The following is a 22,958-nucleotide window of genomic DNA, read 5'->3' as shown; positions in this document are numbered from 1 at the left end:
TTCACTCAATCCGCAATCTCTGCAAACTTCTCCCAATTTGCCAACACATACGCCACAGCCGCCGCCATATCGTCATCCGCGATTTCGTAATATTCGCCGTCCAATTCCTCAAAATCGGGAAACTCGGCACGAATCGCGTCCAAAGATGCCCCGCTGTCCGCCATCTCCTCGATTTTCGCGCCGTCCCGCTCGTATAAAGCCTTCGCCTTATCCAAAATCTTAGGCGTCGGTTTAATCCGCCAGCGGCGCAGGCTGTCGGCAACGGGGTTATGGAACACATATTCGCCGTAACCCGCCGCAATCAGTTGCACAAAACCGCCCTCCTGAACTTGGCTGTCCAAATAGCAGTAAGCCGTCAGCGTGTGCTGCTCGTCGTTCAAACACCGCATTTCCTCATCGCCTGCGGCATCCGTATAATCCAAATACGCCGCGCTCAATGTGTAGAGAAATTCTGCGGCGTCTTGAGGGTTCAAATCATCCTGCCGAAAAAGTGTCGTCATGTTAAAGCCTGCCTGAAAATAAAGTGATTTAAAGCCGATTCATCATAAAAACCGCATTATAACCAAAGCATTATCAAACCAAAACCTATTTTCAGACGACCTTTTACGCTGCACAAGCAGGCGATATATCGTACAATAAGACTGGACTTACCAAGGAAAAATCATGAACGCAAACACTGAAACCGTCATTATCTACCCCAAAGACCTGCCGCTGCACTGCTCCGGTCCCAACCACGAAACTTGGAACGGTCATCCGCGCGTCTTCCTCCCGATTCAGTCCGACAGCGACATCGAATGCCCCTACTGCGGAACGCGTTACCATCTCGAAGGCCACATTCCCCACCACCATTATTGAGACGCTATGAAGAGATACGCCCTCCTGCTGTTGCTCGGACTGTGTACCGCCTGCGGTTCGTATAAAGCCGTCCGCCCCGATGCCCCTCTCGCCGTCGTCGCCGAAGCGCAAAACAACGCCATCCGCTACCAAGCCGCCGACGGCAGCCGCATCTCCGCCATCTACGTCAACAGCAACAGCCCGATGACGGTCGAACTGCGTCAGGGGAGTACGGTCGAAAAACTAACGCAAACCCATTCGATGACCAAAACCACGGAATACCGCAACGCAAGCACAATATGGCAGCTTCAGGACGGCTTCGCCACGCTTACCCGCGGCGGCAAAACCGTTGTTTTCACCGAAATCATCGAATAATCCTGTCTGAAGTTCTTATCAAAAGGTCGTCTGAAAAACCTTAAACGATGGTTTTTCAGACGACCCCTGCGTTAAACCGACAATCCGGAACTTTCATTCCTGCATCTGGATTTGACAAGACAAACCCCCTACGGCGCTGCTTGAACCTATTGCGATATGGTGTGTTCGGATAAAACAAAGGTCGTCTGAAACCTTGTTTTCGAGGTTTCAGACGACCTTTTATCATGGGCAGGTTATTCCTACTTCAACATCATGCAGTCCATTTGACCCAGCCCATATGCGAAGTCAGCAGAATCAATCCGCCGAAGACGATGCGGTAATAGGCAAACGGAACGTAGTTTTTGCTGGACACGAATTTCAACAGCGATTTAATCGCCAGGAAACCTGCCAAGAAGGCGGCGATGAAACCGACGGCAATCAGCCCGATATCCTGCAACGTGAAGAGTTCATAGTGTTTAAATACGTCATAGCCGGTGGCGGCAATCATCATCGGCACGGCAAGGAAGAAAGAAAATTCGGTCGCGGCTTTTCGCTCAATGCCCCACAGCATACCGCCCATAATCGTACTGCCCGAACGCGAAGTCCCTGGCACCAGCGCGCACACTTGGGCGCAGCCGACCACAAGCGCGTCAATCGGACGCATTTCATCCACGCTTTTGACTTTAGGTTTGACTTTGCTTTGGCGTCTTTCGACCCACAGAATAAAGAGCCCGCCCAACACCAGCATGATAGCCACGGTTTTTGGGTTAAATAGATATAATTTAATTTGTTTTCTAAACAGAAATCCCATCAAAGCGGCAGGCACGAACGCGATGGCAAGGTTCAGCACAAAGCGGTTGGCGGCACGGTCTTTGCCCAATCCGGACAAAACGGAGGTAAAACGTTGACGGTATTCAAAAATCACGGCAAGCACCGCGCCCAGTTGGATGGCGATTTCAAATACTTTGCCGTTGCTGTGGAAATTGAGCAAGTCGCCCAATACAATCAAGTGGCCGGTACTTGAAATCGGCAGAAATTCCGTCAAGCCTTCCACAATGCCCATAAGCAGGGCCTTTAATAGAGTAAAAATGTCCATATTGCTTTCTTTTTTGGTTTTCAGACGACGTTTGCCCGTCTGGATTTCAGGATGAAGCGGTATCAGAATCGGAAAACTGCTGCGGTATGGCGGTGTTTACCCCATCCCTCAGCAGTATCATTTTTATGGATTTTACGCCGCCCAAAACAAACAGACAGTTCGGAAACCGCCTTATCTTTTGCGGTCATTCCGAAACTGTCTGGCTAAATTCCGTCAGCGCGCGGCTTTGCCGGAACGCTCTTGGCGGACTTTGTTAATCAGCTCGCCTATGATTTTCTGCCCATTCGCCCAATCGCTGCTGAATATGACCCGATACTTGCCTCCGACGATGACGTCCGGCGTGCCTTCGATACGGTAAGTCTCGGTCAGGCTTTGCATTTTTTTAGCGGCTGCAAGGCTGGCGGGTGCGTCGTATGCGGCAATCAGTTTTTTGCTGTCAAAGCTTTTTTGTGCCGCCGCCCAGCTTTTGAAAGTGGCGGTATCCGCCAAATTGATTTTCTGTTCGTGTACGGCTTTGAAAATAGCGGGGTTTGCCTGATACTTCAAACCCGAAGCGTTAACCGCCGCGGCAACCCGCGCCAAGCCCAACATTTCAGGCATCCAGACGACGTGTTCGGTACGCAGGTAAACGTCTTTCGGAAAAGTTTTGCTGTATGACAGTAAGACGGGATCAAAGTTTTGGCAATGTATACAGAAATAGCCGAAAAATTCCAAAACTTCGATTTTGGATGCGTCTCGTTGTGGAATCGGTTTGTTCAAAACCGTGTAATCCACACCTTCGACCGCAGCCTGCGCGCTTGCGGAAAAGGCAAGCGCAAGGCTGAGGAGGACGACTGCCGGTTTGGTTGTCCGTTTCATTGCTGCCTCCTTATTGAGCCGAACGCATCAGGCTGTTGATATTGTGTTTTTGCAAGTCTTTCTGAACGTTTTTTGCGGCTTCAGACGACATGCTGTTGCTTTGTACGCGGTAAACGGTTTTGTCGCCGTTGGTGCGTTCGACCACTTTGGACGAAATGCCCAGCATGGCGAGTTTGGCACGTTGCGCGTCGGCGCTGTTGCGGTCGGCGTACGAACCCATTTGCAGGATGACTTTCTTACCGCCTTCCGCAGTTTTGGCTTCGGCTTTGGCGTTGTCGGCTTTAGCGGTTTGTTTTTCTGCTTCGGCTTTCTTCACTTCTTTCGCCGCGCCTTTATTTGCTTCCTGACGGGCTTTTTCGATGCTGCCGCTGTTCAGGATTTGCTCGGGGGTCGGTTTGTTGGTTTTGGCCGTTTCGGTTTTCTTGGCTTCGGCGGCTTTCTTCTCTGCCGCTTTTTTCTCGGCAAGTTTGCGTTCGGCGCGCGCTTTTTGTTTGTCCGTCAACTCGGCTGCCTTTTTGGCTTTATCGGCGGCTTCTTTGTCGGCTTTTTCTTTTTCTGCACGTTTTTTCGCAAGCTCTGCCTTTTTCTCGGCGAGTTTTTGTCTCAACTCGCGTTCGGCAGATTCTTTGTCTTCTTTTTCAGCTTCACGCAGGGCTTTTTCTGCTTCGCGGGCTTCGTCTTCCGCTTCATGGACGGCACGCTCTTTTTCCGCTTTTTCTTTGTCCGCGCGTTCTTTCTCGGCTTTGGCTTTATCTGCCTTTTCTTTCGCTTCTTTTTCTGCGCGTTCTTTTTCTTTGGCTGCCGCATCGTCGTCGGCTTCGCTGCGTTTCTGTTCGGGCTTGGCTTCTTCTGCCGGACGCTCTTTCTCTACGGGAACGACGACAGGCTGCTCTTCAGCCTCAGGCTTGGATTCAGGTTTGGATTTTTCCTGCGGCTTGAGGATTTCAGGCTCGGTTTGCTGTTTTTGAGGCTCAGTCGCACCTTTGAAGGCGTTCGGCGTGTCTTGATTCAGAAAATACAGGATGCCCCCGATCACGCCGGTGGCGAGGATGAGGCCGAAGAAAAAGCCGAAAAGGCCTTTGCCGTATTGAGTGTTCTTATTCATGAGATACCTATATTGATGATGCCGTTCAGACGACCTTTTGGCGGCAGAGGAATCTGCTGCTGCCATCGGCAGGGACGAGTCATTTTATCAATATCCTTTATATTGGGCAAAAATGCGCCGTTTGTTTACATGGTTTTTACGAAAACCGCCGTGATGTTAGGACGCGCTGACAATTGACCGACGATGGGCTTCTTTTGCCCGAACAGAATACTCCGCATTGGACACACCAGCAAGATACCCGACCCGTCTAAACTTTTATAGTGGATTAACTTTAAATCAGGACAGGGCGACGAAGCCGCAGACAGTACAGATAGTACGGAGGAACCGATTCACTTGGTGCTTCAGCACCTTAGAGAATCGTTCTCTTTGAGCTAAGGCGAGGCAACGCCGTACTGGTTTAAAGTTAAGCCACTATATTTTGAATCTTCCGTTTTCAGTACCCAAGGTCGTCTGAAAAACCTTACAACGCGCGGCGGAAGCTGACGGCTTTCAAAACATGGCTTCTGCCGACTTCTTCATCGCCCGCCAAATCCGCCAACGTACGCGCCACGCGCATGATGCGGTGGAAGCTGCGGGCGGAGAGGGAGAGTTTTTCCAACAGGCTGCCCAAAGCTTCCTGCGCTTCTTTTTGGATGCGGGCGGACGTGTCGAGTTCACTGACGCTCAAGGCGGCGTTGACTTTGCCTTGCCGCGCGTATTGTTTGTCGCGGGCGGCGATCACGCGCGCCAACACAACGGCGCTGCTTTCCCCCGCTTCCTGCTGCATCAGTTCGGCGGCGGACAGGCTGGGGACTTCGATGGTCAAATCGATGCGGTCGAGCAGCGGGCCGGAAATTTTACTGCGGTAACGCGCGACGCTTTCGGGCGTGCAGCGGCAGGGTTTGACGGGATGCCCGAGATAACCGCACGGACAAGGGTTCATGGCGGCGACAAGCTGGAATTTGGCGGGATAGACGGCTTGGCGCGCCGCACGGGAAATGTGGATTTCGCCGTTTTCCAAAGGTTCGCGCAAAACTTCCAAAACTTTGCGGTCAAACTCGGGCAGCTCGTCCAAAAATAAAACGCCGTGATGCGCCAATGAAATCTCGCCCGGACGCGGATCGGAACCGCCGCCGACCATGGCTGCCGAACTGGCACTATGGTGCGGGCTGCGGAAAGGACGGTGGCTGTCGAGTTGTTGCTGATGATTGGGCAGAAGCGAACGCAACGCCCATACTTCGACCAATTCGTCTTCGGTCAAAGGCGGCAGAATGCCGGGCAGCCGTTGGGAAAGCATGGACTTGCCCGTTCCCGGCGGGCCCATCATCAAGAGGCTGTGTCCGCCCGCGGCAGCGATTTCCAAAGCAAGGCGGGCAGTATGTTGACCCTTGACATCAATGAGGTCGGGCAGTTTGGCGTTTTCAGACGACCTCTGCGGGACTTGGCAGGCGGTTTGCGCCAAAGGTTCGATGCCGTTCAAATGGGCGGCGACTTCACCTAACGAACGCGCGCCGTAAACGGTAATGCCGCGCATCACGGCGGCTTGTTCTGCATTTTCCTGCGGCAGGACGAAAGAACGCCCAGCCTGCATGCCCTGCCACGCCATCGCCAACGCGCCGCGCACGGGGCGCAACATGCCGGAAAGCGCCAATTCGCCGGCAAACTCGTATTGCGCGAGCTTTTCAGGTGCGATTTGTCCGGATGCGGCGAGGATGCCCAGCGCAATCGGCAGGTCGAAACGCCCCGATTCTTTGGGCAGGTCGGCGGGGGCGAGGTTGACGGTGATTTTTTTGGCGGGGAAGTCGAAACCGCTTTGGATGATGGCGGCGCGCACACGGTCGCGGCTTTCTTTGACTTCGGTGTCGGGCAATCCGACGATATTGAAATGAGGCAGGCCGTTGGCAAGGTGGGCTTCCACTTCGACCAACGGCGCATTCATGCCGCTCAAGGCGCGGCTGTAAACCAAGGCAAGCGACATGTTTCAGACGACCTTATTCGCCGGCTTCAGTTTGCTGTTTGATTTCGGCGACGGCTTCTTCGGCTGCGGCTTCGGCAGCTTCCAATGCGGTCTGCTCAGGCTCTTGCGCGGCTTCGAGTTTTGCCAGACGCTCTTCCAGCTCGACCAGTTTGGTGCGGGTTTTAATCAAAACCTGCTGCTGGATGTCGAATTCTTCGCGCGTAACCAGATCCATACGGTTGAACGCGCTGCCGAGCATGGCTTTGACGTTTTTCTCCATGTCTTTGGCGGGGCTGTTGGCGATGGTTTCGCTGATTTTTGCGCTGACTTCTTCAAAGAGTTGTTTGCCGAACATAATCCGTATCCTTTATATCAGAATATATAAAATCCAAGCGTATTGTATAAGGAAAAAGGTCGTCTGAAAACGGGCATTCTGCTGTCGCGCCTTTTCCCTTCCAAACATCGCCCGCGTGTAGCAAATGCCCGCAAAATCACTCAATCTTGCGGGCATTTTTGAAACGGCTTTTGCCGTATGTTTCGATATTCGGCGTATTTTAACGCTCGATGCGGGCATCAAAAATCGGCAGCCACCACGCACCGCCGGTAAAGCCTTTGCACGAGCCGGTGGTGTGTTCCTCGCTGCGGACGAAGCTCTTGCCGTCCCACACCGCCGCACTGCTTGTCCAGCAGTCGCCTATGCCGCGGCCTTTGAAGCTACCGCTGAGGGTGGCTGTTTTCTCGTCGAATCCGCCGTGCCCTCCGTATACCATCGGCGGCAGCACTTGTTCGATTTTGGTCAGCTCTTTATCGGCAATGGCATAGTAGCCGCTGGTTTGATAAGCACCGCCGATACAGATGGCCGAAATCAAAACCTGACGTTCGTTGAGCGGATGGACATACAGGCTGCGGTTCCAATTCATTTGCTCTTTATTATGCAGGGCGTAACAGTAATTATCGTCGCCTTCGGAAACGCGGTTGCTGTTGCGCAGCAGCTTCATGACGGCGCTGTGGCGCGGTGTGTCTTGTTCCAGTATATCGCCTGCTGTTTTCGGCACAGCAACGGCGCGGATGACGGGTTTGGGCTGCGGGCTGAGGACTGCCTGACTGCTGCCGCCTTTGCGAATCAGCGCGGAAGGCGTGTTCAGACGACCTTGGAATTCGTCCGCTTTCAACATTGCCGCCGCCGCGCCTTTGTCGGACAAGTGCCATTCATATTTTCCCGCGCGGATGCTGATTTTGCTTTCTTTTTTCAATGCTTCAAGCAAGGCGTTGGTTTGCGCGCTGCTCAATTTGCCTGTGCCTTTTTTGTTCAACGCCAATTTGCCCAGCGATTTGCCGTTCAGCATCAATTCGCTGCGGGCTGCCACACGGGCGAGTTGCCTATCATCGTCATTAAACGGCAGCAGGGAAACTTCGCCGGCAACGGCGGCGTTCGCCCCCGCTTTTCGGGTAAACAAGATGGAAACCGGCGTTTCTGTTTCGTCCGCCTGATATCCAGCAAGACGGCATGTGCCGGTATTGTCGCAAGCGATGTCCCAGTCTTGGTAATTTTGATAAAAGCCTTGGGGCGGAGCGGCCAGTGCGGTGGCGGGCAAAACAGCCAGCAGCCATTTTTTCATGATGTATTCCTTCAGTTTTATTTTATAGTGGATTAAATTTAAATCAGGACAAGGCGACGAAGCCGCAGACAGTACAGATAGTACGGCAAGGCGAGGTAACGCCGTACTGGTTTAAAGTTAATCCACTATATTGGTGGACGGGTAAAAGACGGCGCAGCAAGGAAACACAGTGCCGCGCTGCTTTTTTTGTAAAACATTATGATACTTCGTTTGCCAAAAAGTTTTTGACTCGGGACGGCAAAGGTCGTCTGAAACTCCCTTTCAGACGACCTTATATGCTTTTTTATACGCCTGCGGCTGCTTTCAATGCGGCAGCTTTGTCGGTGCGCTCCCAAGTAAACTCAGGCTCTTCGCGGCCGAAATGGCCGTAGGCGGCGGATTTACTGTAAATCGGGCGCAAGAGGTCGAGCATTTGGACGATGCCTTTGGGGCGCAGGTCGAAATGTTCGCGAACCAGGGCAATCAGTTTGTCTTCGCTGATTTTGCCTGTGCCGAAAGTGTCGATGGAAATCGAAGTCGGTTCGGCAACGCCGATGGCGTAGGAAACCTGAATCTGACATTGGGTTGCCAAACCTGCGGCAACGATGTTTTTCGCAACATATCGGCAGGCGTAAGCGGCGGAACGGTCGACTTTGGACGGGTCTTTGCCGGAGAATGCGCCGCCGCCGTGCGGAGCTGCGCCGCCATAGGTATCGACGATGATTTTACGGCCGGTCAGACCGCAGTCGCCTTGCGGGCCGCCGATGACAAAGCGGCCGGTCGGGTTGATCAGGTATTTGGTTTCGGCAGTCAGCATTTCGGGCGGCAGAACGGGCTTGATAATCTGCTCGATCACGGCTTTGCTCAGTTCTTCATGGCTGATGGCAGGATCGTGCTGGGTGGACAGGACGACGGTGTCGATGCGTTTTACTTTGCCGGTTTCGCTGTCATAAACCACGGTCAGCTGCGCTTTTGCGTCGGGACGCAGCCAGGGCAGGCGGCCGTCTTTGCGCAATTCGCTTTGACGCTGCATCAGGCGGTGACTGTAATAGATGGCAAACGGCATCAGGGTCGGGGTTTCGTCGCAGGCGTAGCCGAACATCAGACCTTGGTCGCCCGCGCCTTGGTTCAGGTCAATGCCTTCGCCTTCGTTCACGCCTTGGGCGATGTCGGGGGATTGCTGGTCGTAGTACACGCCGACCGCGCAACCGTTGGCATCAAAGCCCAGCTCGGACGAGTTGTAGCCGATGCGTTTGATGGTTTCGCGTGCGACTTTGATGTAGTCCACATGGGCGGTGGTGGTGATTTCGCCCGCCAACACGCACAAACCGGTGTTTACCAGAGTTTCCGCCGCGACGCGCGCTTTGGGGTCTTGCGCCAAAACCGCATCCAAAATCGCATCGGACACTTGGTCGGCTACTTTGTCCGGATGGCCTTCGGAAACCGATTCGGAAGTAAACAGATATTCGCTCATTTCAATATTTTCCTTCAAAAACAAGCTGTCTGCTTTCAGACGACCTGTTGTTTCATCATATATCCCACAACGGAAATCATAACAAAATTTCCACCTGCGCTCCATCCAAATGATAAATATTCCTACTTGGATAAAACGGTTCGGAATCCTGCCAGTACAGAACATACGGGCAAAAAAATTCCCGCATCAAGCGGGGGGGGGGGATTTGAATTGCCCTCTCGGACCACATCGGCTTTGCAGCCGTCCACCTTACCTTTCCGTCTGAAAAGCAGGTTGGCATGGAATTCCCAACTCTTAATGCAGCGCGGATGTTAGCAGAAAAGCCCCGCCCCCGCAAGCCGCGCGCCCTTGCGTTTTACGTTACAATACGTCGTCTGAAAACACCCGAACACCCTATCATGCACCTGCCCTCCGCCATTCCCGCCCTTGCCGCCGCCCTCGCCCTTACCCTGCCCTTGGGCGCGTGCGGCAAAAAAACATCCGAACAAACCGTGCTTCAGGGCGAAACGATGGGCACGACCTATACCGTCAAATACCTTTCAGACGACCTTCCCAACCCGCCCGCACCCGAAGCCGTAAAAAAACAGATTGACGGTGTACTCGAAGAAGTCAACCGCCAAATGTCCACCTACCGCGAAGACTCCGAAATCAGCCGCTTCAACCAAATGCGCGAAACCCGCAAACCCATGCCCGTTTCCGCCGATTTCGCTGCCGTTACCGCCGAAGCCTTACGCCTCAACCGCCTCACACAAGGCGCGCTCGACGTAACCGTCGGCCCGCTCGTCAACCTTTGGGGCTTCGGACCGAACAAAGAAATCACCCGCGAACCCACCCAGGCCGAAATCGACAAAGCCGCCGCCCAAACCGGTACGGACAAAATCATCCTCACGCAAAACGGCAAACAAGCCACCCTCGCCAAAACCCAACCCGAAGCCTATCTCGACCTCTCCTCCATCGCTAAAGGCTTCGGCGTGGACAAAGTAGCAGGCGAACTTGAAAAACTCGGCATCCAAAACTACCTTGTCGAAATCGGCGGCGAATTGCACGGCAAAGGCCGCAACGCCCAAGGCGAACCTTGGCGTATCGGCATCGAACAGCCCAACATCGTCCAAGGCGGCAACACCCAAATCGTCGTCCCTCTCGACAACCGCTCCCTCGCCACCTCCGGCGACTACCGCATTTTCCACGTTGACCCGCAAGGCAGGCGGCTGTCCCACATCATCGACCCCAAAACCCGCCGCCCGCTGTCGCACCGCCTCGCCTCCATCAGCGTCATCGCCGACAACGCCACCACTGCCGACGGCCTGTCCACCGGACTTTTCGTACTCGGCGAAACCGAAGCCCTCAAACTCGCCGAACAGCAAAACCTCGCCGTTTTCCTGATTATCCGCGACCCAAACGGCTACCATACCGAAATGTCCGGCGCGTTTAAAAAACTACTCCATTAATATCTACACACTCATATCCATCCCACAGGAACACCATCATGAAAACCCTACTCCTCACCTTCGGCCTCTTCCTCCTGGTCATCCTCGGCATGGCGGTCGGCTATATTTTTTCCAAACGCACCATCAAAGGCAGTTGCGGCGGCATCTCCTCGCTGGGCATGAAAAAAGTCTGCGACTGCGACACCCCGTGCGACACGCTGCAAAAGAAACTGGACGAACAGAAACAGCAGGAAAGCAAAGGCATTACCGTCGATCACTGACCTTGCCCGAATCAGATTCAGCGTTTCAAAGCTTTGAACTTGGCAACACAAAAGGTCGTCTGAAACCGCATATTGCAGTTTTCAGACGACCTTTGATTTGCAAGTTTGGCTGTTTTGAGGAAGCAGATAACGATTTATCGAAGCTGCTCAAATTGCCGTCATTTCCATACAAGCAGGAAGGACAGGACAGATATAGTGGATTAACTAAATCAGGACAAGGCGACGAAGCCGCAGACAGTACAGATAGTACGGAACCGATTCACTTGGTGCTTCAGCACCTTAGAGAATCGTTCTCTTTGAGCTAAGGCGAGGCAACGCCGTACTGGTTTAAAGTTAAGCCACTATACTTACAATGTCGATTTACGATACAGACAAAAAGGTCGTCTGAAAAACCTGAAATCCGTTTTTCAGACGACCTTTTGCTCCTCCTTACAACCTCGTTACGCTCAACACGCCTTTGACATCGCCGAGGCTGGCGAGGACGCGAGGGAGGTCGTTGACCTGTTTGACTTCAAGCGTGAACCTCATGCTGGCTTCCAAGTCGCGGGACTGGGTTTGCACGGCGGTAACGTTGAGTTTGTGGCGGGCGAGCGCGTCGGATACGTCGCGCAAAAGCCCTGAGCGGTCTTGGGCGCGGATTTCGACATCGACGGCGAACACTTGTCCTTCCTGCAACGCCGCCCAGCTTGCGTCCAACACTTTTTCGGGTGCTTGTTCGGCGAGGTGTTGGAAAGACGGGCAGGTTTTGCGGTGTACCGAAATGCCGCGCTCGCGGGTAACGAAGCCGACAATATCGTCAGGCGGCGCGGGTTTGCAGCATTTGGCAAGCGTAGTCATCAGCCCGTCTTCGCCGTCGATAAGGACGCCTGTTTTGCCGCCTTTTTTGATTTTGGACTGTTTGACGATGGTGGTTTCGCTGACAGGTACGGGCGGCGGTTCGTTCAGCGTGCCGCAGGCTTTCTGGATGGCGCGGTTGGAAATTTCTCCTTGTCCGACGGCGGTGTAAAGGTCGTCGAGTTTTTTGTAGCCGAGATTTTCGGCAAGCTCTTGCAGGTTGGGCTTGGGCGTGAGTTTGGCAAGCTGCTTGTCGAGTTGGACGCGGCCTTCTTCGCGCACGGTGTCGGCATTCTGCTGACGGATGTAGGCGCGGATTTTGCCGATTGCCTTGCTGGATTTAACCCAGCCTTCGTAGAGCCAGTTAACGGAGGGATGTCCTTCTTTGGCGGTGATGATTTCGACGCGCTGTCCGTTTTCGAGCGGGGTGGACAGCGGCACGATTTGCCCTTCGACTTTCGCGCCGCGGCAACGGTCGCCGATGCTGCTGTGCAGGGCGTAGGCGAAGTCGATGGGGGTCGCGCCCGTAGGCAGGGAGAGGACTTTGCCGTGCGGGGTCAGGACGTAAATCGTGTCGTTGAAAAGCTCGGTTTTGAAGGCGGCGGCGAGGTCTTCCTTGCCGCTTTCCGCCATGTTTTCGCGCCAGTCCAAAAGTTGGCGCAACCAGGCGATTTTTTGTTCGTAGGCGGAATCGCCCTTGCCGCCCTCTTTGTAACGCCAGTGGGCGGCGACACCGAATTCGTTGAATTGGTGCATATCGAAGGTGCGGATTTGCACTTCCACGCCTTTGTCTTCGGGGCCGACGATGACGGTGTGCAAACTTTTATAGCCGTTGCCTTTGGGGTTGGCGATGTAGTCGTCGAACTCGCCGGGGATGGGCTGCCAGAGGCTGTGGACGATACCCAGCGTGGTGTAACACTCGGGAACGGTATCGACCAGAATCCGCACGGCGCGGATGTCAAAGAGGCCGTCGAAGCTGAGTTTTTTCTTCACCATTTTTTTGTAAATGGAGTAGATGTGTTTCGGGCGGCCGGCGACTTCAAAGTGAACGTTGTATTTTTTAAGCTCCGCGCGCAGGATGTTGAGGAAGTTTTCGATGTATTCGAGGCGTTCGGTGCGTTTTTCGTCCAAAAGCAGCGCGATTTCGCGGTATTTTTCGGGTTCTTGATGGCGGAAGCCGAGGTCTTCGAGCTGCCATTTGAGCTGCCACACGCCTAGACGGTTGGCGAGCGGGGCGAAGATGTCGAGGGTTTCTTTGGCGACGGCGCGTTTTTCAGGGCTGTCGGGGATATTGCTGAGAAACTGCATGGTGCGGGTGCGCATGGCGAGTTTGATCAACACGACGCGGATGTCAGTTACCATCGCCAGCAGCATTTTACGCATGGTTTCGGCTTGCTGGGCGCGTTCTTCGGAAGTGGCGAGGCTGTCCACCCGGGCGAAGTGGGTGAGTTTCTGCACTTCGTCCACACCTTTGACCAGCTCGGCGACGGTGCTGTTGCAGCGTTCGGAAACCAAGAGGTTCCAATCGGGAACGTAGCGTCCGATGTCGGCAAGCAGGGTGGCGGCGACGGCATCGGAGAGCAGGTCGAGTTCGTTGACCATCTGCGCCGCGCCGAGCAAATGGTCGAGCAGCGGTTCGCCATACGGCGTGGCGGCATCGGCGGGATAGTGTTCTTTTGCCAACGACCATGCGGCGCCGATGAGGTTTTTATCGTTGTCCGGCAGCGCGGCACAGTAACTGTCGAACCATTCGCGCAATTCTTGCGGAGTCGCGCTTTGCGTGTCTTGAATCGGGCTGGTGGCGGTCATGATGGTGTCTTTTCGTTTCGATAAAAACAGGTTTATTGTAACAGGTTGCCAAAGGGATTTGCGGGCTGTTTTGCGGGATATAGTGGATTAACTTTAAACCAGTACAGCGTTGCCTCGCCTTAGCTCAAAGAGAACGATTCTCTAAGGTGCTGAAGCACCTTAGAGAATCGGTTCCGTACTATCTGTACTGTCTGCGGCTTCGTCGCCTTGTCCTGATTTAAAGTTAATCCACTATATTGTCTGTAAGCGGGTTGTTTCAGACGACCTTAAATGATATGGTTCGTCCGTTTGATGAACTTGAAAAGGAGTATCCGATGAAGCTGTATATTTACGACCATTGCCCGTTTTGCGTGCGTGCGCGGATGGCGGCCGGGCTGTTTGGCGCGGACGTTGAAGAGGTCGTGCTGGCAAACGACGACGAGGCAACGCCGATCGGCATGATCGGCGCGAAACAAGTGCCCATCCTGCAAAAAGAAGACGGTTCGTTTATGGGCGAGAGTTTGGACGTTGTCCGCTATCTTGACCGCGAGGGTCGTCTGAAAGATGAAATCCGCCCCGAAATCCAGGCATGGTTGGACAAAGTGGGCGAATACAACCTGAAACTCGTCCAGCCGCGCGTGATCAAACTCGAGCTGCCCGAATTTGAAACGCCGGAAGCAGTGAAATATTTCACGGATAAAAAAGAGAAAAGCATCGGCAGCTTCGCCGCCAATTTGGAAAAAAACGGTCAGTATGTGCAACGGCTGAACGAAGATTTGGCGGAACTGGAAACGCTGATGGCCGAAAGCGGCGCAGGTTTGAACGGCGAAATCGGCATGGAAGACATATTGGTGTTCCCGATATTGCGCAACCTGACCGTCGTACGCGGTGTCGAGTGGCCGCAGAAGGTTATGGACTACCTGCTGCGCATGAGCGAAGCATCGGGCGTGCCGCTGTATTTCGACCGCGCCTTGTAATAACCGAATCCGCCGGATAAAACAAACGGAAAGGTCGTCTGAAAACTGTTTTCAGACGACCTTTCCGTTTGCGCCCGCCCTACCTTCCGGGAGTGAATGGAATCAGGCGGAACAAGCATGGCGAGAAATTGTTGATGTATGACCCCGAACAGATCGGGTGATACATCAATAATTCCTAGCTGTGCTTATTGTGCGGCAGGTGCAGAAGCAGCAGCTGCGGCTGCGCCTTCAGCGGCGCTGCGTTGGTAGCCTTTGTCTTTCATACATGCATCGAACACGGCGCGGTCTTGGTTTGCACCGGAAGCTTGTTGACATTGAGCGATTGCCTCTTCAACGCTTACGCTAGGAGTTTTAGCTTCTTCAGTAGTTTTGCTGCTAGAGCAGGCACCCAGCATCAGGCTTGCAGCGGCAACGGCGATCAATAAAGTTTTCATGTCGTATATTCCTATTGTGATTGATGGTTTACAGCGCAAATTTGCGTCTGTCTCAAAACAGAGTCCCATTAGTACGATTTAGTTTCATTTACATATGAAAGGTTTTGATAAGTTTGAACTATGACAGTAAATGCCGTCAGGAAATGATAAGCGGTTTCAAAAATTTAAGAGACATAAACGCCGCTGGCATGGCAATGTAAAAAATCCCCTTTCCACTCCGGCAACACCGCCCAACCCCAACGCCCCGACCGCCTGCCGTTGGGCGGCGCAAGGGTTTTATGGCATAATCCCGCTTACCTTTCCATACCGCAGAGACCACATCCCCCCTTCTGCGGTTTGCCGTAAACCGGCCGCATACTTTGCCGGCGGCATCCTACCGAACACACAATCAAAACATCCTCCCGTTTCAGACGACCCCATGCGGCATTCCGCATCCCGTCCGGACAGAAAGATACCGCCATGAATCCATTCGCCTCACTCGGGCTTGGCAGCGAAATCGTTTCCGCGCTGACCGAACAAGGTTACGAAAACCCGACGCCCATCCAAGCCGCCGCCATCCCCAAAGCACTTGCCGGCCACGACTTGCTCGCCGCCGCCCAAACCGGTACAGGCAAAACCGCCGCCTTTATGCTGCCCAGCCTGGAACGCCTCAAACGCTACGCCACTTCCAGTACATCGCCCGCGATGCACCCTGTGCGTATGCTCGTGTTGACCCCGACGCGCGAACTTGCCGACCAAATCGACCAAAACGTGCAGGGCTACATCAAAAACCTGCCGCTGCGGCATACCGTCCTTTTCGGCGGCGTCAACATGGACAAACAAACCGCCGACCTGCGCGCCGGCTGCGAAATCGTCGTCGCCACCGTCGGCAGGCTGCTTGACCACGTCAAACAGAAAAACATCAATTTAAACAAAGTCGAAATCGTCGTCCTCGACGAAGCCGACCGTATGCTGGATATGGGTTTCATCGACGACATCCGCAAAATCATGCAGATGCTGCCCAAACCACGCCAAACCCTGCTCTTTTCCGCAACCTTTGCCCCGCCCATCCGCAAACTCGCCAAAGACTTCATGAATGCGCCCGAAATCGTCGAAGTCGCCGCGCAAAACACCACCAGCGCCAATGTCGAGCAGCACATCATCGCCGTTGACGCGCTCAAAAAACGCAACCTTTTAGAACGGCTGATTGTCGATTTGCAGATGAACCAAGTCATCGTATTCTGCAAAACCAAACAAAGCGTCGACCAAGTCACCCGCGACCTCGTACGCCGCAACCTTGCCGCCCAATCCATCCACGGCGACAAATCCCAGCAAAGCCGCCTCGAAACCCTCAACGCCTTCAAAGAAGGCAGCCTGCGCGTCCTCGTCGCCACCGACGTCGCCGCACGCGGCCTGGACATTGCCGAGCTGCCCTTCGTCATCAACTACGAACTGCCGACCCAGCCCGAAGACTACGTCCACCGCATCGGACGCACCGGCAGGGCAGGCGCGGACGGCGTTGCCATTTCTCTGATGGACAAAACCGAGCAAAAAATGTTTGAAGCCATCAAAGAATTGACCGGCAACGACTTGGCAGTCGAACGCATCGAAGGTTTCGAACCAAACTGGTGGGGAAGTGACGCCGACGGCGATGCCTCCGCAGACACCCAAGCCGCCCCAACCCGCAGCCGCGGCAACGACAGAAACCGTTCCGAACGGAACAACCGCAGCGAACGCAATGACCGTAACGAGCGCGGCGACAAATCCCCAAAAGCCGACAAAACCGATCCCGGCGCCGCCTGCGGCACCATCGCCGGACGCAGCCGCCGCAGCCGCAGGGAACGCCAACCCTGCGCCCTGCTGCAACCCAATTACGGCACGAAATAATCTGTTCTCTATAAAGTCTAAAAGGTCGTCTGAAAAAATTTTCAGACGACCTTTTTATAGTGGATTAACAAAAATCAGGACAAGGCGACGAAGCCGCAGACAGTACAGATAGTACGGAACCGATTCACTTGGTGCTTCAGCACCTTAGAGAATCGTTCTCTTTGAGCTAAGGCGAGGCAACGCCGTACCGGTTTAAAGTTAATCCACTCTATCCGCAGGCGAAGCCTTTTCAGACGACCTCACACGCCCAAATATCCTTCCCTGCTGGCAAGCCACCTTGCCAGATGCGCTTCGACGATTTCGGGGTTTTGTTCAATCAGCATCGGGGCGATTTCGCGCGCCTGTTCCAAGAGGTGCAGGTCTTCTTCAAGGTTGGCAAAGCGCAGCATGGGGACGCCGCTTTGGCGCGCGCCGAGAAATTCTCCGGGGCCGCGGATGTTGAGGTCTTGGCGGGCGATTTCGAAGCCGTCGGTGTGTTCGTAGATGACTTTCAGCCGCGCTTTGGCGAGTTCGCTCAAGGGTTCGGCAAACAGGAGGACGCACACGCTTTCTGCCGCGCCGCGCCCTACCCTCCCGCGTAATTGGTGCAGCTGCGCCAAGCCCATGCGCTCGGCGTGTTCGATCACCATCAGGGCGGCGTTGGGCACATCTACGCCGACTTCGATAACGGTGGTGGCAACCAAGACGTTCAGACAGCCTGCGGCAAACTGAGCCATGACTTCGGCTTTTTCGGCAGCTTTCATGCGCCCGTGTACCAAGCCGATGTTGAGTTCGGGCAATGCCGCCTGAAGCTGCTCGAGGGTTTCGGTAGCGGTTTGCAGTTGCAAGGTTTCGCTTTCTTCAATCAGCGGGCAGACCCAGTATGCCTGCTGCCCTTTGCGGCAGATGTTGAGGACGAAGCCTTCGACTTCGGCGCGGCGGACGTTGTTGACGAGGCGGGTTTTAATCGGGGTGCGCCCGGGCGGCAATTCGTCGATGACGGACACGTCCAAGTCGGCGAAAAAACTCATGGCGAGCGTGCGCGGGATGGGCGTGGCGGACATCATCAACTGGTGGACATCGCGCCCTTTGTTTTTGAGGGCGAGGCGTTGGGCGACGCCGAAGCGGTGTTGTTCGTCCACAATCACCAAGCCCAGATTTTGAAACTCGACGTCGTCTGAAAACAGGGCGTGCGTGCCGACGGCGATTTTGACGGTGCCGTCGGCGAGTTTGGCTTTGGCTTCGTCTTTGGCTTTTTTGCGCTGGCTGCCGGAGAGCCAGACGACTTCGAGTCCTAAAGGTTCGAGCCATTGTTTGAACTTGATGAAATGCTGTTCGGCAAGGATTTCGGTCGGCGCCATCACGGCTACCTGCGCGCCGGATTCGATGGCGGTCAGCGCGGACAAGGCGGCGACGATGGTTTTGCCGCTGCCGACATCGCCTTGCAGCAGGCGGTGCATGGGGTGGGTTTGCGCCATGTCGCGGCGGATTTCGGACACGACCCTTTCTTGTGCATCGGTCAGGGCAAACGGTAAGGCGTGGCGCAGGGCTTGGGTCAGCGTACCGTCGCCGCCCAATGCCGCCGCCGTACCGCTGACGCGCTTCTGCCGCGCCAAACGCATGGAAAGCTGTTGCGCCAAAAGTTCGTCGAATTTGAGCCGCTGCCATGCAGGGAGCGCGCCGTCGGAAAGTTGATGAATAGTGAAACTAGGCGGCGGAGAATGCAGAAGACGCAGACTTTCGGCGAGGTGCGGCAGTTTCAGACGACCCAATAAGGCATCGGGGAGCGTGTCGTGCAGCGGCGTAACGTCCAACGCCGTCTGAATGATGCGGCGCAAAGTGGGCTGGTTCAAACCGTTTACGGTCGGATAGACAGGCGTGAGGCTTTCCGCCAAACCGCCGCTCTCGGCATCGCGGATTTTGGGATGAATCATCTCGTCACCGTGAAACCCGTGTTTGATTTCGCCCACGGCGCGGATGCGTTTGCCGACCGCCATCTGTTTCTGGTTGCTGGCGTAAAAGTGGATGAAGCGCAGGAAAAGGACACTGCCGGAATCGTCGGCGATTTGGACAATCAGCTGCTTGCGCGGTTTGAACGTGACTTCCTGATGGATGACTTCGCCCTCGACCTGACACGGCACGCCGATCGGCGCGTCCTTAATCGGCATGATGTGCGTCTCGTCCTCGTAACGCAGCGGCAGATGCAAAACCAAATCCCATGCGGTATGGAGGTTGAGTTTGTCGAGCTTCTTGGCGGAAACGTCGGTGATTTTGAGCTGTTTCTGGGTTTCGGGCGTCATCATGGCTTTGTCCTTTAATGGCGCGTATTTTAGCTGAAAATGTAGGAAGGGGTCGTCTGAAAGGACGTTCGGTACCAAGTTAATCCTTTATAATAGCGTGTTTTTCAGACGACCCCTTCTCATAAATATCACCTAAATGACTGTTGCTAATAATCAGACATATACCATTTATGTAAAAATGATTAATACAAGAAGCAGAAAGAAATAAATTTACTATGTTAAAAGTATTAAAGCAGTAACTTCATGTAGCCTAGAACATCTATTTAACCGAATTCCCTTAGAGAATCAAGCATGAAAAAACAACCTAACGAAATCCACAATATCAGTGATCTAACTCAAATCTTAAAAAATTTAAGTGAACCCAAACATGGCACAACACGATTCTTTCGTGGACACGCAGTACAATCATGGCAAATTCTTCCCAGTATTTATCGCGAACAATACCTAATTGAAAATGAAGATAAAATTATCAAAGAGGCCCTGACCAATTGTCCTGATGAGTTTTTACCGAATAACACTCTGTTTGAGAAACTTGTTAAATTACAGCATTACAGCTATGCCACGCGATTATTGGATTTAACCAGCAATGCATTGGTTGCTTTATATTTCGCTTGTTCAGATACAAAGCATCATGATGAAGATGGTGAACTAATTATTTTGGATATTCCTGACACAGAAGTGAAATATTGGGACAGTGATACTGTGGCAATTTTGGCAGCAATTAGTACCCAAAATAGCAATTTTTCTTTATCTAACGGTCTTCATTCTGCTCAAATAGCATCAGATTTAGCAAATGCTAAATATCAATTAGAAAATCTGGACATAAATATATTAAGATCAATAGAAATCGGTATAAATAAAGGTGTCATGTCATTTAAAAATATTAACGAATACAAAGAAACTGTTCTAAAGGCAGCATCAGAACTTGGAGAATCTGCTTTCATATCTTCATTTAATAATGATCCAGCCATCCTTTCCTTGTTACACACTATCCATACTGACAAACCCAGCTTTCACCCTGTCATCAACCACCGTGATTTAGCCCGCGTCCTATGCGTACGCGCCAAACTTAGCAATACCCGAATTTCCCGACAGCAAGGCTGCTTCCTACTTTTCGGTATTGACGAAACAAAACTCAATCCAGCCAAATTTCCCGATAATTGGCAGCGAAAAACTGAAAACAACCAGAAATTCATTATCAAAAACAAACCTCAAATCATGCAGGAGCTCAAAGCATTCGGCATTAGCAGGCAAACCCTCTTCCCCGAACTTGAAAGCCAGGCTCAAGAAATCATGATGCAATACAAGCCAAAAAAATAACTTTTCGGGCTACCTGAAAATTTAATTTCGCTCTAACCCGAACTCCAAAAGCAGCCTGCACTTTTCAACTTCGTTAAAGCTAACGCTTTCAGGCAGCCTGCACCCATCCAAAGGACCTCCATGAACATCACCCAAATCCTCTCTCAAGAACTCTCCGCCACCGCCGCCCAAATCACCGCCGCCATCGAGCTTTTGGACGACGGCGCGACCGTACCCTTTATCGCCCGCTACCGCAAGGAAGCCACGGGCGGGCTGGACGATACGCAGTTGCGACAGCTTGCCGAGCGGCTGCAATACCTGCGCGAGTTGGAAGAGCGCAAAGCCGTTGTTTTAAAAAGCATTGAAGAGCAAGGCAAGCTTTCAGACGACCTCAGGGCGCAAATCGAAGCCGCCGACAACAAAACCGTGCTGGAAGACCTGTATCTGCCCTACAAGCCCAAACGCCGCACCAAAGCGCAAATCGCGCGCGAACATGGTTTGCAGCCGCTGGCGGACGTGTTGCTTGCCGAGCAGCCGCAGGACGTGGAAGCCGCCGCGCAGGGCTACCTGAACGAAAACGTCCCCGACACCAAAGCCGCATTGGACGGCGCACGCGCGATTCTGATGGAGCAGTTTGCCGAAGACGCGGAACTCATCGGCATGCTGCGCGACAAGCTGTGGAACGAAGCCGAAATCCACGCGCAAGTCGTTGAAGGTAAAGAAACCGAAGGCGAAAAATTCAGCGATTATTTCGACCACCGCGAACCCGTCCGCGCCATGCCCAGCCACCGCGCGCTGGCGGTTTTGCGCGGCCGCAACGAAGGCGTGTTGAACATCGCGCTCAAATACCAGCCCGACGACACGCCGATGACGCAGCAAAGCGAATACGAGCAAATCATCGCCCGCCGCTTCAAGGTTTCAGACGGCCACAAATGGCTGCGCGACACCGTGCGCCTGACTTGGCGCGCGAAAATCTTTTTATCGCTGGAACTCGAAGCCTTAGGTCGTCTGAAAGAAGCCGCCGACACCGACGCGATTACCGTGTTCGCCCGCAATCTCAAAGACTTGCTGCTCGCCGCGCCCGCCGGACGGCTGACTACTTTGGGTCTCGACCCCGGCTACCGCAACGGCGTCAAATGCGCCGTAGTGGACGACACGGGCAAGCTGCTGGATACCGTCATCGTCTATTTGCATCAAGAAAACAATATGTTGGCAACGCTGTCGCGCCTGATTAAACAACACGGCGTGAAGCTCATCGCCATCGGCAACGGCACCGCCAGCCGCGAAACCGACAAAATTGCGGGCGAACTGGTGCGCGGAATGCCGGAAATGGGGCTGCACAAAATCGTCGTTTCCGAAGCCGGCGCGTCGATTTATTCCGCGTCCGAACTGGCGGCGCGCGAGTTCCCCGACTTGGATGTTTCCCTGCGCGGCGCGGTGTCCATCGCCCGCAGGCTGCAAGACCCGCTCGCCGAGTTGGTGAAAATCGACCCCAAATCCATCGGCGTGGGCCAGTATCAGCACGACGTGAACCAAAGCCAGCTCGCCAAATCACTGGACGCGGTGGTCGAAGACTGCGTGAACGCCGTCGGCGTGGACGTGAACACTGCCTCCGCCCCGCTCTTGGCGCGGATTTCCGGTTTGAATCAAACCCTTGCCCAAAACATTGTCGCCTACCGCGATGAAAACGGCGCGTTCGACAGCCGCAAAAAATTGCTGAAAGTACCGCGTTTGGGCGAAAAAACCTTCGAGCAGGCGGCAGGCTTTTTGCGGATTAACGGCGGCAAAGAGCCGCTGGACGCGAGCGCCGTCCACCCCGAAGCCTATCCCGTCGTCGCCAAAATGCTGGCGCAACAAGGTATTACCGCCGCCGAACTCATCGGCAACCGCGAGCGCGTGAAGCAAATCAAAGCGTCCGACTTCACCGATGAACGCTTCGGCCTGCCGACCATTCTGGACATCCTGTCCGAGCTGGAAAAACCCGGCCGTGACCCGCGCGGCGAATTTCAGACGGCATCATTCGCCGAAGGCATCCACGAAATCAGCGACTTGCAAGTCGGCATGATACTCGAAGGCGTGGTCTCCAACGTCGCCAACTTCGGCGCATTCGTGGACATCGGCGTCCATCAGGACGGCCTAGTGCACATCTCCGCCCTGTCCAATAAGTTCGTCCAAGACCCGCGCGAAGTCGTGAAAGCCGGCGACGTGGTGAAAGTGAAAGTGCTGGAAGTCGATGCCGCCAGAAAACGCATCGCGCTGACCATGCGCTTGGATGACGAGGCCGGCGGCGCAACCAAAGGCAACAGGTCGTCTGAAAGCAAACACTTCGAACGCCGCGACCGCAAACCCCAACGCAACGACCGCGCCCCGACCAATTCGGCGATGGCAGATGCGTTTGCGAAGTTGAAACGGTAACAGTAGTCTGAAGTGCTATTTAAAGTAAAACCGTTTTGAAACAAATAAATAAAATTAAATTGTAAAAAAAATCCCGTTTTTTTATCATATTGAAGCGATATAG

19 protein-coding genes, 1 pseudogene and 1 riboswitch are annotated in these 22,958 nt (G+C 53.8%); of the genes and pseudogenes, 9 read left to right on the top strand and 11 right to left on the bottom strand.

Going from position 1 to position 22,958, the window contains the following annotated elements:
* Positions 1-5: 5 nt before the first annotated feature.
* Positions 6-500: a DMP19 family protein gene (locus tag HMPREF1028_RS10880; RefSeq protein WP_009312793.1), complete on the bottom strand. Its 495-nt coding sequence runs from the start codon at positions 498-500 to the stop codon at positions 6-8.
* 163 nt (positions 501-663) lie between these two features.
* Between HMPREF1028_RS10880 and HMPREF1028_RS10875 the strand changes: the two genes are divergently transcribed.
* Positions 664-855 (top strand): zinc-finger domain-containing protein, encoded by a 192-nt coding sequence (locus tag HMPREF1028_RS10875; protein ID WP_003763364.1) that lies wholly within the window; start codon positions 664-666, stop codon positions 853-855.
* Positions 856-861: 6 nt separating this feature from the next.
* Positions 862-1,209, top strand: coding sequence for a hypothetical protein (locus HMPREF1028_RS10870; RefSeq protein ID WP_003763387.1), 348 nt, complete (start codon positions 862-864; stop codon positions 1,207-1,209).
* A 250-nt stretch (positions 1,210-1,459) separates the two neighbouring features.
* Here the strand turns inward: HMPREF1028_RS10870 and HMPREF1028_RS10865 are convergent, their stop codons facing one another.
* From HMPREF1028_RS10865 to HMPREF1028_RS10840, 6 genes are all read right to left on the bottom strand, one after another.
* Positions 1,460-2,284: an undecaprenyl-diphosphate phosphatase gene (locus tag HMPREF1028_RS10865; protein ID WP_036529645.1), complete on the bottom strand. Its 825-nt coding sequence runs from the start codon at positions 2,282-2,284 to the stop codon at positions 1,460-1,462.
* 213 nt (positions 2,285-2,497) lie between these two features.
* Positions 2,498-3,142 carry a thiol:disulfide interchange protein DsbA/DsbL gene (locus HMPREF1028_RS10860; protein WP_009312791.1) on the bottom strand — a complete coding sequence of 215 codons (645 nt, stop codon included), beginning with the start codon at positions 3,140-3,142 and terminating at the stop codon, positions 2,498-2,500.
* A gap of 10 nt (positions 3,143-3,152) precedes the next feature.
* Positions 3,153-4,247, bottom strand: coding sequence for an SPOR domain-containing protein (locus HMPREF1028_RS10855; RefSeq protein ID WP_009312790.1), 1,095 nt, complete (start codon positions 4,245-4,247; stop codon positions 3,153-3,155).
* Positions 4,248-4,707: 460 nt separating this feature from the next.
* Entirely contained in the window at positions 4,708-6,204 is a 1,497-nt protein-coding gene (locus HMPREF1028_RS10850) for a YifB family Mg chelatase-like AAA ATPase (protein WP_003780235.1), read from the bottom strand.
* A 13-nt stretch (positions 6,205-6,217) separates the two neighbouring features.
* A complete protein-coding gene (locus HMPREF1028_RS10845) occupies positions 6,218-6,538 on the bottom strand; it encodes an accessory factor UbiK family protein (protein ID WP_009312789.1) in 321 nt (106 codons plus the stop codon).
* Positions 6,539-6,737: 199 nt separating this feature from the next.
* Positions 6,738-7,802: a DUF1176 domain-containing protein gene (locus HMPREF1028_RS10840; protein ID WP_009312788.1), complete on the bottom strand. Its 1,065-nt coding sequence runs from the start codon at positions 7,800-7,802 to the stop codon at positions 6,738-6,740.
* Positions 7,803-7,825: 23 nt separating this feature from the next.
* Between HMPREF1028_RS10840 and HMPREF1028_RS14870 the strand changes: the two are divergent.
* A pseudogene (locus HMPREF1028_RS14870) lies at positions 7,826-7,933 on the top strand (IS5/IS1182 family transposase); the annotation flags it as partial.
* A 152-nt stretch (positions 7,934-8,085) separates the two neighbouring features.
* Here the strand turns inward: HMPREF1028_RS14870 and metK are convergent.
* The gene (metK, locus tag HMPREF1028_RS10835) at positions 8,086-9,255 is read right to left on the bottom strand and encodes a methionine adenosyltransferase (RefSeq protein WP_009312787.1); all 1,170 of its coding nucleotides are present in this window, start codon (positions 9,253-9,255) and stop codon (positions 8,086-8,088) included.
* A gap of 196 nt (positions 9,256-9,451) precedes the next feature.
* Positions 9,452-9,561: riboswitch (SAM-I-IV-variant riboswitch) on the bottom strand.
* A gap of 92 nt (positions 9,562-9,653) precedes the next feature.
* Between metK and HMPREF1028_RS10830 the strand changes: the two genes are divergently transcribed.
* Entirely contained in the window at positions 9,654-10,703 is a 1,050-nt protein-coding gene (locus HMPREF1028_RS10830) for an FAD:protein FMN transferase (protein ID WP_036529673.1), read from the top strand.
* Positions 10,704-10,741: 38 nt separating this feature from the next.
* Positions 10,742-10,963, top strand: a complete 222-nt coding sequence (gene nqrM / locus HMPREF1028_RS10825) for a (Na+)-NQR maturation NqrM (RefSeq protein WP_003757168.1) — start codon at positions 10,742-10,744, stop codon at positions 10,961-10,963.
* 429 nt (positions 10,964-11,392) lie between these two features.
* Here the strand turns inward: nqrM and HMPREF1028_RS10820 are convergent, their stop codons facing one another.
* A complete protein-coding gene (locus HMPREF1028_RS10820; protein WP_009312785.1) occupies positions 11,393-13,606 on the bottom strand; it encodes a bifunctional (p)ppGpp synthetase/guanosine-3',5'-bis(diphosphate) 3'-pyrophosphohydrolase in 2,214 nt (737 codons plus the stop codon).
* 314 nt (positions 13,607-13,920) lie between these two features.
* Between HMPREF1028_RS10820 and HMPREF1028_RS10815 the strand changes: the two genes are divergently transcribed.
* Complete coding sequence (locus HMPREF1028_RS10815) at positions 13,921-14,562, top strand: GrxB family glutaredoxin (RefSeq protein ID WP_009312784.1); 642 nt, start codon at positions 13,921-13,923, stop codon at positions 14,560-14,562.
* A 185-nt stretch (positions 14,563-14,747) separates the two neighbouring features.
* On the opposite strand, the gene HMPREF1028_RS10810 is transcribed toward HMPREF1028_RS10815, so the two are convergent.
* Entirely contained in the window at positions 14,748-14,996 is a 249-nt protein-coding gene (locus HMPREF1028_RS10810; protein ID WP_003757173.1) for a hypothetical protein, read from the bottom strand.
* A gap of 459 nt (positions 14,997-15,455) precedes the next feature.
* On the opposite strand from HMPREF1028_RS10810, the gene HMPREF1028_RS10805 reads away from it, so the two are divergent.
* On the top strand, positions 15,456-16,862 hold the full coding sequence (locus HMPREF1028_RS10805) for a DEAD/DEAH box helicase (RefSeq protein ID WP_009312783.1): 1,407 nt from the start codon (positions 15,456-15,458) through the stop codon (positions 16,860-16,862).
* 239 nt (positions 16,863-17,101) lie between these two features.
* On the opposite strand, the gene recG is transcribed toward HMPREF1028_RS10805, so the two are convergent.
* A complete protein-coding gene (recG, locus tag HMPREF1028_RS10800) occupies positions 17,102-19,144 on the bottom strand; it encodes an ATP-dependent DNA helicase RecG (protein ID WP_009312782.1) in 2,043 nt (680 codons plus the stop codon).
* Between the two features lie 288 nt (positions 19,145-19,432).
* Here recG and HMPREF1028_RS10795 point away from each other — a divergent pair, with 288 nt between their 5' ends.
* Together HMPREF1028_RS10795 and HMPREF1028_RS10790 are read left to right on the top strand one after the other, a co-directional pair.
* Positions 19,433-20,461 (top strand): FRG domain-containing protein, encoded by a 1,029-nt coding sequence (locus tag HMPREF1028_RS10795; RefSeq protein WP_009312781.1) that lies wholly within the window; start codon positions 19,433-19,435, stop codon positions 20,459-20,461.
* Between the two features lie 120 nt (positions 20,462-20,581).
* The gene (locus HMPREF1028_RS10790; protein ID WP_009312780.1) at positions 20,582-22,855 is read left to right on the top strand and encodes a Tex family protein; all 2,274 of its coding nucleotides are present in this window, start codon (positions 20,582-20,584) and stop codon (positions 22,853-22,855) included.
* The last annotated feature ends 103 nt before the right edge of the window (positions 22,856-22,958 follow it).

Origin of the sequence: Neisseria sp. GT4A_CT1, assembly GCF_000227275.1 — a bacterium.
Classification (GTDB): domain Bacteria; phylum Pseudomonadota; class Gammaproteobacteria; order Burkholderiales; family Neisseriaceae; genus Neisseria.
Note: the sequence above shows the minus strand (reverse complement) of the source record. Positions and strands in the feature narration are given on the sequence as shown.

Bases quoted from the DNA above. Each gene is read 5' to 3' on its own strand.
- HMPREF1028_RS10880 (WP_009312793.1), bottom strand. From the start codon at position 500: ATGACGACACTTTTTCGGCAGGATGATTTGAACCCTCAAGACGCCGCA.
- HMPREF1028_RS10875 (WP_003763364.1), top strand. From the start codon at position 664: ATGAACGCAAACACTGAAACCGTCATTATCTACCCCAAAGACCTGCCG.
- HMPREF1028_RS10870 (WP_003763387.1), top strand. From the start codon at position 862: ATGAAGAGATACGCCCTCCTGCTGTTGCTCGGACTGTGTACCGCCTGC.
- HMPREF1028_RS10865 (WP_036529645.1), bottom strand. From the start codon at position 2,284: ATGGACATTTTTACTCTATTAAAGGCCCTGCTTATGGGCATTGTGGAA.
- HMPREF1028_RS10860 (WP_009312791.1), bottom strand. From the start codon at position 3,142: ATGAAACGGACAACCAAACCGGCAGTCGTCCTCCTCAGCCTTGCGCTT.
- HMPREF1028_RS10855 (WP_009312790.1), bottom strand. From the start codon at position 4,247: ATGAATAAGAACACTCAATACGGCAAAGGCCTTTTCGGCTTTTTCTTC.
- HMPREF1028_RS10850 (WP_003780235.1), bottom strand. From the start codon at position 6,204: ATGTCGCTTGCCTTGGTTTACAGCCGCGCCTTGAGCGGCATGAATGCG.
- HMPREF1028_RS10845 (WP_009312789.1), bottom strand. From the start codon at position 6,538: ATGTTCGGCAAACAACTCTTTGAAGAAGTCAGCGCAAAAATCAGCGAA.
- HMPREF1028_RS10840 (WP_009312788.1), bottom strand. From the start codon at position 7,802: ATGAAAAAATGGCTGCTGGCTGTTTTGCCCGCCACCGCACTGGCCGCT.
- metK (WP_009312787.1), bottom strand. From the start codon at position 9,255: ATGAGCGAATATCTGTTTACTTCCGAATCGGTTTCCGAAGGCCATCCG.
- HMPREF1028_RS10830 (WP_036529673.1), top strand. From the start codon at position 9,654: ATGCACCTGCCCTCCGCCATTCCCGCCCTTGCCGCCGCCCTCGCCCTT.
- nqrM (WP_003757168.1), top strand. From the start codon at position 10,742: ATGAAAACCCTACTCCTCACCTTCGGCCTCTTCCTCCTGGTCATCCTC.
- HMPREF1028_RS10820 (WP_009312785.1), bottom strand. From the start codon at position 13,606: ATGACCGCCACCAGCCCGATTCAAGACACGCAAAGCGCGACTCCGCAA.
- HMPREF1028_RS10815 (WP_009312784.1), top strand. From the start codon at position 13,921: ATGAAGCTGTATATTTACGACCATTGCCCGTTTTGCGTGCGTGCGCGG.
- HMPREF1028_RS10810 (WP_003757173.1), bottom strand. From the start codon at position 14,996: ATGAAAACTTTATTGATCGCCGTTGCCGCTGCAAGCCTGATGCTGGGT.
- HMPREF1028_RS10805 (WP_009312783.1), top strand. From the start codon at position 15,456: ATGAATCCATTCGCCTCACTCGGGCTTGGCAGCGAAATCGTTTCCGCG.
- recG (WP_009312782.1), bottom strand. From the start codon at position 19,144: ATGATGACGCCCGAAACCCAGAAACAGCTCAAAATCACCGACGTTTCC.
- HMPREF1028_RS10795 (WP_009312781.1), top strand. From the start codon at position 19,433: ATGAAAAAACAACCTAACGAAATCCACAATATCAGTGATCTAACTCAA.
- HMPREF1028_RS10790 (WP_009312780.1), top strand. From the start codon at position 20,582: ATGAACATCACCCAAATCCTCTCTCAAGAACTCTCCGCCACCGCCGCC.